This window comes from Reyranella sp. (assembly GCF_030651995.1).
GTDB lineage: Bacteria > Pseudomonadota > Alphaproteobacteria > Reyranellales > Reyranellaceae > Reyranella.
In genome coordinates, this window is the sequence record NZ_JAUSBN010000038.1 from 1 (window position 1) to 16799 (window position 16799).

10 protein-coding genes are annotated in these 16799 nt (G+C 66.9%); 4 read left to right on the forward strand and 6 right to left on the reverse strand.

Annotated features, from left to right (window positions below; genetic code table 11):
- The coding region (locus Q7V45_RS10900; protein ID WP_370692590.1) for a glutamine synthetase family protein at nt 1-720 on the forward strand (720 nt) is incomplete at its 5' end.
- 24 nt (nt 721-744) lie between these two features.
- Here Q7V45_RS10900 and Q7V45_RS10905 read toward each other — a convergent pair.
- The 4 genes from Q7V45_RS10905 to Q7V45_RS10920 all read right to left on the reverse strand — a co-directional run bounded on the left by Q7V45_RS10905 (nt 745) and on the right by Q7V45_RS10920 (nt 8919).
- Nucleotides 745-1989, reverse strand: a complete 1245-nt coding sequence (locus Q7V45_RS10905; protein ID WP_304851486.1) for a TIGR02679 family protein — start codon at nt 1987-1989, stop codon at nt 745-747.
- The gene (locus tag Q7V45_RS10910; protein ID WP_304851489.1) at nt 1986-6155 is read right to left on the reverse strand and encodes a TIGR02680 family protein; all 4170 of its coding nucleotides are present in this window, start codon (nt 6153-6155) and stop codon (nt 1986-1988) included. Before Q7V45_RS10910 ends, Q7V45_RS10905 begins: the two co-directional genes overlap by 4 nt.
- Complete coding sequence (locus Q7V45_RS10915; protein ID WP_304851492.1) at nt 6152-7327, reverse strand: TIGR02678 family protein; 1176 nt, start codon at nt 7325-7327, stop codon at nt 6152-6154. Before Q7V45_RS10915 ends, Q7V45_RS10910 begins: the two co-directional genes overlap by 4 nt.
- 68 nt (nt 7328-7395) lie before the next feature.
- Complete coding sequence (locus Q7V45_RS10920) at nt 7396-8919, reverse strand: TIGR02677 family protein (protein WP_304851495.1); 1524 nt, start codon at nt 8917-8919, stop codon at nt 7396-7398.
- Nucleotides 8920-9245: 326 nt separating this feature from the next.
- On the opposite strand from Q7V45_RS10920, the gene Q7V45_RS10925 reads away from it, so the two are divergent.
- Complete coding sequence (locus tag Q7V45_RS10925) at nt 9246-11717, forward strand: FAD-dependent oxidoreductase (RefSeq protein ID WP_304851498.1); 2472 nt, start codon at nt 9246-9248, stop codon at nt 11715-11717.
- On the opposite strand, the gene Q7V45_RS10930 is transcribed toward Q7V45_RS10925, so the two are convergent.
- Nucleotides 11684-13369, reverse strand: coding sequence for a Na/Pi cotransporter family protein (locus Q7V45_RS10930; protein WP_304851501.1), 1686 nt, complete (start codon nt 13367-13369; stop codon nt 11684-11686). The two genes, Q7V45_RS10925 and Q7V45_RS10930, sit on opposite strands and share 34 nt — an antisense overlap.
- 69 nt (nt 13370-13438) lie before the next feature.
- Nucleotides 13439-14380 (reverse strand): LysR substrate-binding domain-containing protein, encoded by a 942-nt coding sequence (locus tag Q7V45_RS10935; protein ID WP_304851860.1) that lies wholly within the window; start codon nt 14378-14380, stop codon nt 13439-13441.
- Between Q7V45_RS10935 and Q7V45_RS10940 the strand changes: the two genes are divergently transcribed.
- Nucleotides 14379-15530, forward strand: a complete 1152-nt coding sequence (locus Q7V45_RS10940; protein ID WP_304851504.1) for a 2-aminoethylphosphonate--pyruvate transaminase — start codon at nt 14379-14381, stop codon at nt 15528-15530. The genes Q7V45_RS10935 and Q7V45_RS10940 overlap by 2 nt on opposite strands.
- Before the next feature lie 11 nt (nt 15531-15541).
- Entirely contained in the window at nt 15542-16798 is a 1257-nt protein-coding gene (phnA, locus tag Q7V45_RS10945) for a phosphonoacetate hydrolase (RefSeq protein WP_304851508.1), read from the forward strand.
- The last annotated feature ends 1 nt before the right edge of the window (nt 16799 follow it).

Genomic DNA, 16799 nt, shown 5'->3' on the forward strand with positions numbered 1-16799 from the left:
GTAGGCGACGCACTGCCGTCGGCCGACCGCGCGGCGCTGTTCAGGCTCTTCACCAAGGTGCTTGCGCAGAAGCGCGACTGGCTCGCCACCTTCATGGCCAAGTGGTCGAAGGATTGGCCGGGCTGCGGCGGCCACATGCATATGTCGCTGTGGAAGGGCGGCAAGTCGGCCTTCTATGACGAGAAGGCACCGCATCGCATGAGCACGACGATGCGCCACTTCGTCGGTGGCCAGCGGGCATTGATGCCGGAGACGCTGGCGATGGTCGCCTCGACGGTGAATTCGTACCGTAGGCTCATTCCGGGCTTCTGGGCGCCGACGGATGCGACCTGGGGCGTCGAGAACCGCACCACAGCCTTGCGGGTCATTCCGGGTTCGGCCAAGTCGACCCGGGTCGAGTACCGGGTCGCCGCCGCCGATGCCAACCCCTACCTGGCGCTGGCCGCCGCGGTCGGCGCGGGCCTGTGGGGGATCGAGAACAAGATCGAACCGGGCGAGCCGATCAAGGGCAACTCCTATGCCCTAAAGCATCCGGTGAAATCGCAGCTGCCGCGGACGCTGATGGAGGCGGCCGGACGGCTGAAGGGTTCGAAGCCGGCGCGCAATCTGTTCGGCGACGCCTTCGTCGATCACTATTCTGCAACACGTGAATGGGAAGAGCGGGAGTTCCGCAAGGCCATCACGGACTGGGAACTCGACCGGTATATGGAAATTATCTGACAAGAGGTCTCTACAGATGATGCTTTAGTGATCGACCAGATCCGCCAGCAGTTGTGCTGCTACTGCCTCTTCTGCGATGGCGACGCCATGCTCGCCCATAGCGTCCGCCAGCTCGTCGTCCCAGGACGCCACGACTGATGTTCCTTGCAGGCGCTGCGTGAAGACGGAGGCAGTGCGGACTGCAGCCACGTAGTCCACAGCAGCGAAGCGCCATGGACCCGCACCGTGCTCGCGCATTACGTGATTGGCGATACGCAAGCCCGGCCAATCGTAGTCGCCATGGTAGCAAAGCCGCGCTCGGGCCAGTGTGAGTTGGGAGAGCAGGGTCCGCTGGGCAGCGGCTGGCATTCCGTCCGTGCAGACCAAAGAAGCGCAGTCGCGCCCCCAGCGGTCCGCGGCGATGGCGACCAGATTGGGATTCTCGCATACGAAAATCCGCTTTCCCGCCACGTCCCAGGCGGGCGGTGAGCGGAGCAACGATCGCAGCGACAGATACGTTGGCTCTCCCGTTCGCCCACACTCGCCGGCCGACTTGACCGGCAGGTTCAGGAACAAGGCCGGCCGCGCCAGTTGGTTGACGAGGACGCCGGCCGCAGCCCACGTGTCGCGGGCGCGGTCGGCATTGCCAACCAACGGCTCGTCTTCACTTCTTCGCGCAAGTAAGTCATGCCGACGCCACGCCGCCAGCACCAGCGTCGCCACGGGCTGCCCATTGTCGAGAGCATGGGCGTCGCCCAGGACGTCGGCCGCGAGTTGCGACCGCGCGATCGCGCCTGCGGGAAGGCGGCGCAAGACCGCCTCGGCGGATCGGCATAGTCCACTGGCCACGGCGGCATCCCGTCGCGCCAGACGCTTGAGGAGGCCGATGGCTTCAGGCAAGGCCAGCAGGGTGACCAGGTCAGGATGTGAGCAGCCATCGACGACGGACGACCATAATGCCTCGCGTTGAAGACGCGCCGTCGCGAGATGCGTCATTGGCCCGTCGAGCCGCTCGAGTGCGTCGCGAAGCGAGGAAGCGACACCGGAACGCCGCAAGTTGTCGTCGGCGATCGCGAGGTCGAACTGTATCGAGCGAGTGAAGCCTGGTGGGCGTCCCACCAACCTCGCCAGTGCCGCGCGCTCCTCTTCGCTGAGGTTGTCCATCCGGAGCTGAGGAAAAGAGCCGTCGACCGGCGCATGCTCGAAGCGTCGCCGCAAGCGCCGGCGCAACGGTGCGAGGTGTTCGCCGCCGAGCAGGCGCTGCAGGCGTTCGTCCGGTGGCGCACTCATGCCGGCGAGAATCGCCGGTCTGGATCGGCTTGCCGCAACCGTGCCCTGCCGTCCCAGGTCCAGCGTGAAACGAATACCGCGTCCACCCCTTCGCGTCGTTGAAGCTGGCAGATCGCAACGCCGGGCAGCTCGGCGTAGCAGGCCCATTCCCGTTCGCTGGTGATTACGAAGTCGAGATCGAACTCGCGGATCAGCCCCATACAATGGGCGCGGGCCGCGTCGTCGATGCCGGCGAAGGCTTCGTCGAGCAGAATCAGCCGCGGGGCCAGGGGATAGGCGCCCTGGCTGTAAAAGCTCGCGACGGCAGCGAACAATGGCACCGTGAGGCCGAGCGCGCGCTCGCCGCTCGAAGCCGGGCCCGACAGCTTGCGCCACTGCCCATCCTGCCACCGCTCGACGCGGAAGCGGTGCCAGCGGCGATAATCGAGCGCGCGAGCCAGTTGATCGACCAGGCTGCCGTCGCGGCCGGCGCCTGCGTCGGCGCGCTCGCGTTCGGTGGCGATACGGCGCTGCAGCATGGTGCCCACGACGTTGCGATCTTCAGCCGACCAGAGATCGGCGCTGGTATTGAGCAGCCGCTTGCGCGCAGCCTCGAGACCGAGGGGAGCGCCTTCCTCCTCCGCTAGCGGCTGCCAGAGCAGCCGATAGCGGACGCCGGTGGACGTCGGGCGCTTATGCAGCTCCCTGTTGATCGCGTCGCGCTGCTTCTCGGCGTTTGTCAGAAGGCGCTGGATCTCGGCCGCGATCTCGGCCTGCAGATGGTTCTCCAGCACGGCCCGTTCCTTGGCCGTCAGCAGCTCCGAGCGCTGGGCGATCTCCTCGCCGAGCCGGAGGGCAAGGCGATCCGGACGTTCGGCCTGGTTCTGGTAGACTATGGAGACGACGAGACCCCAATCGCTGGTATCGCCCGACGCCCGATGCCCAAGTGCGCTCAGCGCGCGCTGCAGCTCCGTCAGCTCCTCGTTGATCTGTCGCTGGACGCGGTTCCACGCCTCGTCGTCATCCCGGAGTCCTGAGAGCGCTTGCTCGATGCGGCGCGCCAACGTGAGGGCCGGATCGATCGTCCAGGCCATCGACATGTCGGGCAGTTCGATCTCGGGCAATGCCGACGACAGGAGCCCGGTTCTCGCGAAGGATTGCAGGCGCGCGACCGTTTCGGAGCGGTTGGTCGTGCGTTCCTGAAGTGTAGCTTCCGCCGTGGCGAACTTTTCGGCGGCAATCGCCCGCGCCTCACCGGACAGGCGCAGAGCTTCGTGGGCCTGCTTGACCGCGACTTCCCCTGCGTCGACAGCGAGACGCGCATCGCCCAGCTTTCGCTGAAGTTCCTCGACCCTGGCCCCGACGGTGTCGCGCAGGACCTCGAAGCGAGTGGCAGCCTGCACGGCCTCGTTCCGTGCCTTCGTGAGCCGCTCCTCGCTCTGCGTCTTGTCGGTGAGCGCTTCCAGTTCGCGCTGACGCTGACGGTTCAGATCGGGAACTGCCAAGCGCAACTCGTGGGCCGCGTGCAAAAGTGAAGGGAGAATGTCGCGATACCGATCGAGCGCGGCCTCTATCGCGACGAGCGCCTCGGACGAGACGGGCAATCGAAGGTCTGCTGCATCCGCAGCAAGGCGGTCACGCGCCGCCTTCAGAGCCGCGATGGCCTCGATGCAGCGGCGATCTGCTTCGGCCAGTTTCTCCCGGGTGCGCTGCACCTCGCGAGCGCAGGCAGCTGCCGTTGCATGAGCCCCCCGCAACGTGTCGTCTGCAGGAGCCCGGCGCCACTCTTCGTCGGCGGATCGGCGGTCGGCGGCAAGCCTTTCGGCGGCAGCCTGCAGCCCGTCCATCTGGTCCGACAATTGCCGGAGCCGCTCGGCAATCTCCGCCAGTCGCTGTCGCCGGGCAAATTCGCGAGCGGCATGGCCCACGTAAACCGCTGCCGGTTTTGCCCAGGCGCCAGCCAGGCCGCCAAGGCGAAAGCGCCCCTCAGGCGAGACCCAGGCTTCATGTTCGCCGGTGTCCTGCCCGGTGCAGGCAATCGCCGCCAGGATCCGCTCGATCGTCTCGACGGAGACGGGGCTGCCCTCGGGCGTCGCCGGCCGCAGCCAAGCGGCCAGCGAAGCTGCCAGAGCGGGACGCTCCAGGAGTTGCATGTCGTGAGACAGCCTGCCGTCGACGCCGATCTGAAGGCGGCCGTCGGGCGAGACCCAGGCATCCAACAGGCCTGCCGCCTCGAGTCCCGCTTCGATCGAGGCACGCTGCTCCGGAGACACCGTGTCGTGAAAGTCGACGAGCTGCCACAACGGCGCTCCGAGCCGGTCGAGCCGGACATCGGCGCCCCGAGTATGGGGTGCAGGCGGGGCTGGGGAGATGCCCGCCTCCAGTCGGTCCTGCTCGTCCAGAAGATCACGATGCTCCCCCAGCAGCGTCTGGCGCTGTGCCTCCAGCGCGGTGGTGCGTTCTGCAAATCGTTTGCTGGCGCCTTGTTGCGCGGCCTGCAGCAGGAGGCGCGCCGGACTCTCACCCTGCAGTGCAATGACCCATTCAGCCAGGGCGGCCAGCGTGGCGCCAATCTCGTCGGGCTCGACGGCCAGTTGATCGAACGTCGCGAGATAGCGTTCCCAGTCGGTGACGAGGGTGCTGCCCTGATGCTCGACATCGGTATCCGCCTGCTCGCGCCGTTGGGCCGCGGCGTCAGCCTCGTCATGCTGCTCGTCCTGAAGCTGTCGGCGATGCGCATGACGGAGTTCGGCACGTTCGACCTCGGCATGACGCCCACGCAGCAACGCTACCTGCTCGCTCCGGCCGCGAACGAGCACCGAGAGCGCGGCCCGCGCCTTCTCGAAGTCCGTCGGCGCCAGCGCGACGAGCACGGCGGCCTCGACATAGGAGAGACCGTTCTCCGCATACGCGGCCGAGATGCCGGCGGAATCGGCATGGACTCCAATTTCCCGGCGCGCTGTTGCCAGCCGCTCTTCGGCCTCTCGGGCGAGTCGTTCGCTGCGTGCCGTCTCGTCGATCCTGTGCTGCAGTCGCCGGTTCGCTTGCTCGACACCTTGCGAAGCATCATCGAGCGCATTCTTGCGATCGGTGGAGTCCCGGAGGGCTGTTTCCAGCCGATTGGCATCCTGCATCGCCGGATCGGCAAGCAGCGTGTCTCGCCGCTCGCGCGCCCCCTTCAGACCTGTATCGGCATCGGCGTGCCGTGCCTGCGCTTGCGCTTCCTCGCTCTGAGCAACCTGAAGCCGGCCCTGCGCTTCGCCGCGAGCCCGGCTGGCATTGTCGAACTCGGTTTGGGCCTGACGGACGGACCGCGCCTGTCGCCGGCTCTGGGTGCCGGAATAAGCCCGGTAGCGCTGTTCGAATTGGCCAATGGCGCGTGCGAGGTGCTGGTATTCCTCGAGTTGGCGGCGATCCTCCTCGAGCTGGTTGAGCGCGTCGGCGACGTCGCCCAGCAGCTCCGATGGCATCGGCGGCAGGGCCTCGGTCAGCGCATTCGACAGGCCGTTTTCGTCGGGCTTTTTCGAAAGCTGCGGCTGGCGTAGCTGGATCAACGTGTCCATCAAGGCGTCGTAACGCTTGGCGCCGAGGCGAAAGAGCCGCTCGTCCACGGCCCGGCGATATTGTCCCGCGTTGTCGAACACCTGGCCGCGGCCCTCGAGCGCTTCGCGCAGGCGCTCTCGCGTGAGCACGATCCGTTGCGGGCTGGTCAGCCAAAGATCGTGGTTGAGCCGCACGCCGGCTGCGTCGTCCAGGACGAAGTACCAGCTCTCCACTTGTGGCCGGCCTTCCTTCGCCGACAGCCCGGCGCCGAGCGTCAGATAACGCGGGGTACCATCTTCGGTCCGGCGACCGAACTCTATCCAGGCATAGCCCATGCGCCGGGAGTAGCCGTTCATCAGAAGATTCCAGGCCATCTTCTTCGCGCCGTCACCATCGGGCTCCACACGCGACGGCTTGAGTTGCGCATCCAGCAGGAATGGGAGCGTGAGCGACAGGACCTTGGACTTTCCGGTGCCGTTGTTGCCGCGCAGCAGCAGATGGCCATCACGAAACCAGAACTCCTCGCTGTCGTAGTGGAAGAGCTCCACCACACCCAGCCTGAGCGGCTGCCACCGCAGTTGCGTCGGGACGGGCAGCGTCGGCCTGTCGGCCCGCTGTTCGATCCCGAAAAAGCTGTCATTCATCGTGGCATCGCCTGCACGTCGACATCTCCCAGCGCGAACCGTGCAAGCGCCGGCAGAGGATGAACGAAATCGGCCAGGCGCTCGACGAGCTGCAGCTTTTCCAAGCGTTCGACGGCAATGGCCGCCAGCTCGCGCTCGGCGCCCGGGGTGCGCGCCGATTTGCGCCAGTAGCGCCCGTAACGCTCCCGCACGTCGCGCAGGAACTCGGCGATGTCCTGCTCGCGTACCGCGGCGGACGGCGCGGCATCGCCGCCCGCCGCGCGAGCCTGTCGCTGGCGCGTCGCCAGATAGTCCGCGGTGAGCAGGGTGACATGGGCATCGGTGCCTTCGGCCGGCATGGCAAGGTCGGTCAGCAGGCCGCTTTCGTCGACCAGCGCCAAACCTTCAGCCCTCTGTTCCGCGACCAGGCCCGAAGCCTCGGACAGGCGGCTGGCCATGGCACCGCGCTGGTTGAGGAAATAGGCGCGGACCTCCGTGGCCAGCCGTTCGGAATAGACCACCGGATCGTCGAGCAGGCGACGGGCGACATGGTGGCGCATCGTCACGCGCCGGCCTTCGTCGCTGTCGGCCGCAGGCTCGTCGGCCAGCGCGCGGAGCCGTTCCATGATCGACGTTGGCGCTTCGGCCTTGCTCCAGCTCGAAGGACCGCGCACTGCGGCCAGCATCCCCGCGAGAGTCCGACGATGCACGTCGTACAGTGCGTCGGCATGTCCTTCCGTGCCGGCGGCCAGCACGAAGGCTTCTTCGTCGCCGGCGACATGCTGCAGCACGCCGAGCGCCAACAGCGTGCGGCATACCACCACCAGCTCACGTCGCTCCTGGCGGGCGCCCAGTGTGAAGGTGAAACCCAAGGCGGCAAGTGCCGGATCGGCGGCGAGATCGAGCAATCGCTCTCCGAGCAGACGCAGCGTAATTTGCGGATCGGCGCGTTCCAGAACGGCACAGGCCAAGCACAGCAGCGCGTAGCGGCGGCGATCATAGCCGGGCATACCTCGCGTGGCGTCGGTGAGGTCGGCAGGTCTCTTGTACAGGCGGGCGCCGTCGCGCTCGACATGGAGCACCCAACCGGTCTCTCGTGCAAACCACTCGCGCAGCCCATCGGCATGGCGGCGCACGGCGGCAAAGTCTTCATGCGCCGCATCCATCAGCGGCGTCATCAGCAGGGCGCGCAAGGCGGTACGCATCTCCTCACGTTGGAAGCGCTGCTGGCGCTCGCCCAGGTCTTCGTCACGATCCATGCTCACCGACCGTCCCGCACGGGCGTGACGGTAATCAGATGATCCCGGCCGCTGAAGACGCCGTGCGGTGTGGCGATTTCGGCATGGCTCTCCGCGCCCAGCGGTTCGAGTCTCACATGAAGCAACCCGTCGCCTGTCTGCCGTGCGACGGTATCGTCCGGGTTGCGCTGCTCGCCCAGTGTCTCGCCCAGCAGCCCCAGCAGAACTTCGAAGGCATGCACATCGAGTTCACGCAGCTCTGACAGCCGCATCGGCTTGCCAGTGGCGAGGCGTTGCCGCGCCGCCTCGATATAGTGCGCCTGTTCGGCGAGCTGTTGCTCGAGCTCGGCGCGCTCGCGGCTTCGGTCCCTGACGCGCGGGAGCGGTCCTCGCGGCGCTGCCTCGCCGTACTCGCGCAGACGAGGATGGATTTTCAGCGGCGGAGCGTCGGCCCACGACATGGTCGCCGGCAGGTCGGTGTCGGCCTCGGCATCGAGTGAAAAATGCCGCGCCGGATGGAGGGCGAAGGCGGCGCGCGCGAGCCGGTGGGCGTCACCGTCGCTCTCGCAGGCGGCGAACCACTGGGCCAGCATTCGGAAATCCGACGACCGATCGCTGCGTCCGCTGCGTCGCTCGTTGAGGGCAGCGATCGCGGAAAGAAGCTGGGGTATGGCAGATCGCGCCCGAGCCCGTAGCAACTCCGCTTGGGGCGGCTCGTGCCCGATGCTGAGAAACCAGCTCCGCAGGCCTCTCCAGCGTTCCTGCCAGCCCTGCAGGTGTCGCTGTCGGGCATCGGCCTCGCCCTGCGCGTCTCCGGGGGCCGCGTCGCGTGCTTCGCGCTCGGCGACCAGCGCCAGCATGGCGTCGATCGCCGGCTCCAGCGCGACGATGTGTCGGGCGATGATGTCGGAGCGTCGCACGAGATCGCCGATGAAGCGCTCAAGGTAGTCGATCAGCCGCCGTTTGTAGCTCGCCACTGCGGTGGCGTCGGCCTGCTGGAGCTCGATGCTGCGGGCGACGCCCGCCATGAATGCCTGCGCATTTTCGGCAAGGCCTTCGAAGACCCGTATGAGATCGCGCAGCGTCTCGTGGATCTTCGCGGCATCGGACTGCGAAGTTTCGCGGGCCAGCGCATTGAGCGCCTGAAGCCGGCTGGCAATGTCCTCGAGGGCTACGGTCTGCAGCTCGGCCCGGCGCAGCAGGGTCCGCATGAACGTGACCAGCGCCGCTTCGACGGCCTCACCGCCCTGGGACAGCCTGTAGAGGAAACGCGCACGATAGTAGTCGTCCAGGCTGGAGACCCGAGCCATGTCGGGATGCGATTCGAGGTTGCCCCATGCCGCCAGTTGGGCGAGGGCCGCATTCACCTCTTCGATCGAAGGAGGAGCGCCTGGCCAATCGGCCTCGCCGAAGACCTCATCGGGCCGAAGTTGCAAGCGGTACTGCCGCTTCGCGGCAGCGAAGACGTCCATGATGCAGCGATAAAAGCCTGCCTTGTCGGCACTGACATGCCGGAACAAATCGGCGGCGTGGCTCGCAACTCTCACCGGGCCCACTCCAGCGTTTGATGGGCAGGACCTGCGTTTTCTCTTTGTTCGCGCCGGTCGTCAAGTGGCGGGGATCAAGATACTGAAGCATCGCTTCGTTATCCCGACTGCCGTGTTAGCGTGTCACTCCTGCGCAACGCCCGGGCGCAAGATGTACGAAGCCGCGTTGGGAGGAAAACGATGTCCCGCTCTGCCTTGCCTCTCCATTCAAATGGGAAGGTGTCGGCGTGTCACGCCTACGGAGGGGTCAAGAACCGTGGACCGGGGCTTCTGACCCCTCCGTCGCGGTATGACCGCGCCACCTCCCCAATTGAATGGAGAGAAAAATGAGTTCTTTCCCGTCCCACGCCCGCGTCGTCATCATCGGCGGCGGCATCATGGGCTGCTCGACCGCCTATCATCTCGCCAAGCTCGGCTGGAAGGACATCGTGCTGCTGGAGCAGGGGCGGTTGAGCGGCGGCACGACCTGGCATGCGGCCGGACTCGTGGGCCAGTTGCGCAGCGTCCAGAACCTGACGCGGCTGATCCGCTACAGCACCGAGCTCTATTCGAAGCTAGAGGCCGAGACCGGTCTCGCCACCGGCTGGAAGCAATCCGGCTCGCTCATCGTGGCGCGCACCGAGGAGCGCATGACCCTGCTGCGCCGCTCGGCCGCGATGGCCAACGGCCAGGGCGTGGTGTGCGAGCCGCTGACGCCGCAACAGGCCGGCGACAAGTATCCGATCATGCGCACCGACGATCTCGTCGGCGCCGTGTGGCTGCCGGGTGACGGCAAGGCCAACCCGGCCGACATCACCCAGTCGCTGGCCAAGGGCGCCCGGAACGGCGGCGTCCGCATCTTCGAGAAGGTACGGGTCACGGCGATCGACACCGAGGAGGGGCCGGGCGGCCCGCGGGTTACCGGTGTGCAGACGACCGCTGGGCCGATCAAGGCGGAGATCGTCGTCAACTGCGCGGGCCAGTGGGCGCGCCAGCTCGGCCGCATGGTCGGCGTCACGGTGCCGCTCTATTCCTGCGAGCACATGTACATCGTCACCGAGAAGATGGAGAACGTGCCGCGCGACCTGCCGGTGATGCGCGATCCCGATGGCTACATCTATTTCAAGGAGGAGGTCGGCGGCCTGCTGATGGGCGGCTTCGAACCCGAAGCCAAGCCCTGGAACAAGGACGTCATCCCCGACGATTTCGAGTTCGGCATGCTGCCGGACGACTGGGACCAGTTCCAGATCCTGATGGATAACGCGCTGATCCGCGTGCCGTCGCTGGAGAAGACCGGCATCAAGACCTTCATGAACGGCCCGGAAAGCTTCACGCCCGACATGAACTATATCCTGGGCGAGGCGCCGCAGGTCCGTGGCTTCTATGTTGGCGCCGGGTTCAACTCGATGGGCATTGCGAGTTCGGGTGGCGCCGGCATGGCGCTGGCCGAATGGATCGTCTCGGGCGAGCCGACGATGGATCTCTGGCCGGTCGATATCCGGCGCTTCGCGGGCTTTCACGGCAACGATGCCTGGCTGCGCAGCCGCGTCGCCGAGACGCTGGGCCTGCACTACAAGATGCCGTGGCCGCAGCGCGAGCAGGAGAGCGGCCGGCCGTTCCGCCGCTCGCCGCTCTACGACCGGCTGAAGGCGCGCGGCGCCTGGTTCGGCAACAAGATGGGTTGGGAACGGCCCAACTGGTTCGCGGGTGCCGGCAAAGTGCCCGAGATGCAGTATGGCTGGGGCCGCGGTGCCCCCGGCGGTTGGTTCGATGCCGTCGCCGCCGAGCACCGTGCGACCCGCGAAGGCGTGACGATCGCCGACGAGACATCGTTCGGCAAGCTGCTGGTGCAGGGTCGCGATGCCGAGGCGGTGCTGCAGCGTCTTTGCGCCAACGACGTCGCCGTGCCGGCCGGCCGCACCGTCTATACCGGCGTGCTGAACGAGCGCGGCACCTTCGAGAGCGACCTCACCATCGCGCGGCTGGCACGCGACAAGTTCATGGTCATCACCGGCTCGGCCCAACCCATCCGCGACATGGACTGGCTGGGCCGGCACATGCCGGCCGATGCCCACGCCGTCCTGACCGACGTGACGTCGGGCTGGACGGTGCTGTCGGTCATGGGCCCGAAGAGCCGCGAGCTGCTCCAGAAGGTGAGCAAGGCGGATCTCTCGAACGAGGGCTTTCCCTTCGCCACGATCCGCGAGATCGGCGTCGGCTACGCCACCGTGCTGGCCTCGCGCCGCACCTACATGGGCGAGTTGGGATGGGAGCTCTACGTCCCGGTCGAGTTCGACGTCACCGTGTTCGAGACGCTGCACGAGGCGGGCGCCGAATTCGGCCTGCGCGATGCCGGCTACTACGCCATCGAGACGCTGCGGCTCGAGAAGGGCTACCGCGCCTGGGGCCGCGAGCTGACGCCCGACGACACGCCGTTCCAGGCCGGCCTCGCCTGGGCGGTGAAGCTCGACAAGCCGGGCGGTTTCATCGGCCAGAAGGCGCTGGTCGAGGCCAAGGGCAAGCCGTTGGCCCGGCGACTGGTGTCGGTCGTCCTGGAGGATGGCGAACCGCTGCTGTGGGGCGGCGAGGCGCTGCTGCGCGATGGCCACCCGGTCGGCGATCTCACCTCGGCAGGCTACGGCCATACGCTCGGCGCGTCGGTCGGGCTGGGCTACGTGAAACGCGGCGACGGCCAGGCGATCGACGCGGCGTGGCTGGAAGGCGGTCGCTTCGAGGTCGACCTTGCCGGCACGCGGTTCGCCGCGAAGGTCTCGCTGCGCGCGCCTTACGATCCCAGCGGGCTGCGGATCAAGGGCTGATCCGTCGTCGTCCTGAGGCGCGTCTCGGCAAGCTCGCCGGCGGCTTCGAGGATCGGATAGGCCACCGTCGTCAGGTGGCCGTTGATGCGCTTCAGGTCGCGGATCACGTCCATGTGGATCGAGCTGGTCTCGATCGACTCGGGGCGTCCCTCGCGCAGGCGCGCATAGTGGCTGTCGGCGGCGCGGGCCTCGGCCTCGCGCATGGCGGTCTTCTCCGCGACCAGGCGGCGGGCCAGGGTGATGTCGCGCGTCGTGAAGACGTTCAGCGCCAGCCGCAGATTGTCCAGCACGCGGGCGTGGAAGGCGCGCAGCTCCGCCGTGCCCTCGGCCGAGAAGGCGTAGCGGTTCTTGATCTTCTTGGCCGCCAGTTCCATCAGGTTCTTGTCGATGATGTCGCCGGCATGTTCGAGGTTGGTGACGAAGGTCAGGATCTCGACGTAACGCCTGCCGTCGTCTTCGCCCAGCTCCGTGCGTGACGTCTGGATCAGGTAGAGCTTGATCGCCTCGTAGAGGCTGTCGACCGCATCGTCCGCCGCCTCGATCGCCTTCATGGCGCGCGCGTCGTTCTTCTCGAACACGTCCATCGTCTGGCGCAGCATGTCGGCGACCCTGTCTCCCAGATTGAGCGTCTCGCGCAGGGCGCAGCCCAGCGCCTCGGCCGGCGTGTCGAGCACATTGGGGTCGAGATTGCGCGGCTTGCCGGGGTCGTCGGTCTGCGGACGGTCGGGCACCAGGCGGCGACAGAGGGCGGCCACCGGATCGATCAGCGGCAGGAAGACGATGGCGGCCACCACGCTGAAGGCGGTGTGGAAGTTGACGAGCAGGCGCCCGGGCGCCGGGTCGACCATCATCAGCCATTGATGAAACTGTCCCAGGAACGGCAGCAGCGCGATGCCGACCGCAACGCGCGTGATGAGGTTGCCCAGCGGCAGGCGCCGCGCCTCGGTGTCGGTGGCGGCCTGGTCAAAATAGGGGGCGATCGCGCCGCCGATATTGGCACCGATCACCATCGCCATGCCGAGCTTGGGATCGATGATGCCGGTCGAGGCGAACGACATGACCAGCAGCACGGTCGAGAGGCTGGAATGGATGAACCAGGTGGCGGCGGCCGCCACGAGGACACCCATCACGTATTCGTTCTGCAGGCCTTCCAGCACGGCGACGAAGGCCGGGGCGGAGCGCAACGGCAGGGCGGCGGCTTCGAGCAGGTGGAGCGACAGCAGCATCAGGCCGAGGCCGATGGCGACGCGGCCGAGATGGCGCGCCCTGTCGGAGCTGTTCGACAGGAAGGCGATGACGCCGCCGGCGATCATCAACGGCGAGACCCAGCCGAGCGGGAAGGAGAGGATCTGCGCCGTCAGCGTCGTGCCGACATTGGCGCCCAGCATCACGGCGAGGCCGATCGACAGCGAGATCAGCCCGCGGCCGGCGAAGGAGGCAAGCAGCAGGGCGGTCGCGGTGCTGGACTGAAGCACCCCCGTCAGCACGACGCCGCCCGTGAAGGCCGAGAACCGGTTGCGCGAGCAGGCGCCGATGGCGCGGCGCAAGGTGGCGCCGAAGGCACGGGTCAGGCCGGTACGCACCATGCGGACGCCCCACAGCAGCAGGCAGACGCTGCCGAGAACGTTCAGGATGGTGTCGATGCCTTGCATGATCGTGGAATCCTACGCCTCGCCGTTTGAGGATGAAAGTTTTTTGACAGTTTTGTTACGACGTGTGCTTCAGGAAGCCAGCCGCGTCGCTTCGTCCATGAAGGCTCGAACGAGCGCCACGCGCCGGCGCTCCTGCAGGCACACGGCATATTCCGCGACCGCCAGATCCTGGTCGGTGATGGTGATGCGGCGGAAACGCCGGTCTTCGCCGAGTTCGCTTGCGAACACGGCGCCGATGCCGAATCCGGCCGCAACCGCCTCGCGCACGCCTTCTCGGGTCTGCACCTCGACGATCGACGCCGGCCTGATATCGGCCGCCGCCATCGCCTGTTCAAGCACTTCGCGGGTGATCGAGCCGCGTTCGCGCAGAACCAGTTCCTGACCGCCCAAGGCCGAAAGGGGCGTACGGCCACGTCTGGCGAGCGCATGGCCGGCGGGTGCGAACAGGACCAGCCGATCGGTCCGCAACCGCACGGCGTGCAGCCGTGGATCGGACAGGCTCTTGGCCATCACGGCGACGTCGGCCTCGTGCCGTAGCAGGCGCTCCAGCACGACTGCGGAATTGTCGATCGACAGGGCAAAGGTGAGGCCGCCGGCCCGTTTGCGCAGCGCGGCCATGATCGGCACCACATGGTGCGCGGAGTCGGCGGCAATGCGCAGATGGCCGCGGGTCAGGGCCTGCTCGCCCAACAGCAGGGCTTGTGCCTCGTCCTGGAGCGCGAACAGACGCGTCGTCACGCCGTGGAGCTGTCGACCCGTTTCGGTGGGCGTGACGGTGCGCCCACGGCGGTCGAACAGGTGGACGCCATAGGCTTTCTCCAGGGCCGTGACCTGGCCCGACAGGTTGGGCTGGCTGAGACCGGAGGCGCGGGCGGCGGCCGAGAAGGAGCCGGCCTCGGCCACGAGATGAAAGGCGCGGAGCTGGGTGGGCGTCATATATAATAAACCGATAGTTAACATATGAAATATATACTGGACGGATAGAAACGACCAGACGATCATCCGCCCCATGACCACCAAGCCAGCTGCCTCCGAAACCGGCGATCCGCTCCTGCTGACGCCCGGCCCGCTCACCACCTCGGCCAGCGTGAAGCAGGCCATGGTCCACGACTGGGGCTCGCGCGATCAGGGCTTCATCGCCATCAACAAGATGGTGCTGGAGAAGATCGTCGAGCTGGCCGGCGCGCAGGGGACGCACGTCACCGTGCCGGTGCAGGGCTCCGGGACCTTCGCCGTGGAAGCGATGATCACCAGCTTCGTGCCGAAGTCCGGCAAGCTGCTGGTCGTCATCAACGGTGCCTATGGCCAGCGCGCGAAAAAGATCGCCGAAATCGCCGGCCGGGCGGTGGCGACCTACGAGACGCCGGAGGATACGCCCCCCGATCTCGCCAAACTGGAAGCGATGCTGGTAGCCGATCCTGCCATTACTCACGTCTTCGCGGTCCATTGCGAGACGACGTCAGGTATCCTCAACCCGATCGCGGCGATCGCTGCCCTGGTGAAGAAGCAGGGCCGCCGCCTGCTGGTCGATTCGATGTCGGCCTTCGGCGCGATCGAGATCGATGCGCGCAATATCCATTACGACGCACTGGCGGCCTCCTCGAACAAGTGCCTCGAAGGCGTGCCGGGCCTCGGCTTCGTGGTCTGCCGCCACTCGGCACTGGCCGAATGCAAAGGCAACGCGACCACGCTGGTACTCGACCTGTTCGACCAGGCGGAGGGCTTCGCCAAGACCGGCCAGTACCGTTTCACGCCGCCGATCCACGTCATCGTGGCGCTGGGCAAGGCGATCGAGGAGCACGCGGAAGAGGGCGGCGTGGCGGGCCGCGGCAGGCGCTATCGCGAGAATGCCAAGGTGCTGATCGACGGCATGCGCGCCATGGGCTTCCGGACGCTGCTGCCGAACGACCTGCAGGCGCCGATCATCGTCACCTTCCACATGCCGACCGATCCGAAGTTCGTCTTCCAGAACTTCTATGACGGACTCAAGGACCGCGGCTACGTGATCTATCCGGGCAAGCTCACCGTGGCGGATTCGTTCCGCATGGGCTGTATCGGCCGACTCAATGCCGACCACATGCGCGGCGCCCTGGCGGCGGTCCGCGAGGTGCTGGACGAGATGCGGGTCACCAACGGCGGCCCGGCTCTGGCGGCAGAATAGGGGAACGACACATGGCACCCGACAGCATCAACGTCAGCGGCGGCGACATCGCCGTCAACGGCCGCACCTATCGCCTGCCGCGCCAGCCCGTCGTCGTGGTCTGCGTCGACGGTTCGGAGCCGGGCTACATCGAGCGCGCCGTCGAGGCGGGCCGGGCGCCGTGGTTTGCGAAGGTCCTGAAGGAAGGCACCAACCTCGTCGGCGACTGCGTGGTGCCGAGCTTCACCAACCCGAACAACCTCTCGATCGTCACCGGCCGTCCTCCGGCCGTCCATGGCATCTGCGGCAATTACTTCCTCGATCCCGACACGGGCAAGGAAGTGATGATGAACGACCCGAAGTTCCTGCGGGTCGAGACGCTGTTCCCGGTCTTCCAGCGCGCCGGCTGCCGCATCGCCGTCATCACCGCCAAGGACAAGCTGCGCGGCCTGCTGGGCAAGGGGCTCGAACTGGGCGCCGGCAAGGCCTGCTCCTTCTCGTCGGAGAAGTCGGACATGGCGACCCTGGCCGATAACGGCATCGACCAGGTGAACGAGCTGGTCGGCATGGGCGTGCCCGACGTCTACAGCGCCGGCCTCTCGGAGTTCGTGTTCGCCGCCGGCGTCAAGCTGATGGAGCGCGACCGGCCGGAGATCATGTATCTCTCGACCACCGACTATATCCAGCACAAGCACGCGCCGGGCACCCCGGTCGCCAATGACTTCTACGCCATGATGGACGGCTACCTGGCGAAGCTCGACGCCCTTGGCTGCACCATCGTCGTCACCGCCGACCACGGCATGAACGCCAAGTTCGGCAGCGACGGCCAGCTGGACGTCATCTACCTGCAGGACGTGTTCGACGGCTGGGTGGGCAAGGACAAGGCCCGCGTCATCCTGCCGATCACCGATCCCTATGTCGTGCATCACGGCGCGCTGGGCTCCTTCGCCGTCGTCTATTGCGATAATCCCAAGGAGTGGGCCGCCAAGCTGAAGGCGATGCCGGGCATCGAAGCGGCGCTCACCAAGGAAGAGGCGGCGGCCCGGTTCGAACTGCCGGCCGATCGCCTGGGTGACCTCATCGTCGTCTCGACCCAGCACAAGGTGCTGGGCACCTCGGCCTCGCGGCATGACCTCTCGGGCCTCACCGAGCCGCTGCGCAGCCACGGTGGCATCTCCGAGCAGCGCGTCCCGCTGCTGTGCAACCGCAAGCTCGCGAACGGCGATACGGGGGCGCATCGCTGGCGCAACTTCGACGCCTTCGATCTCGCCCTCAACCTCGTCGCCTGAG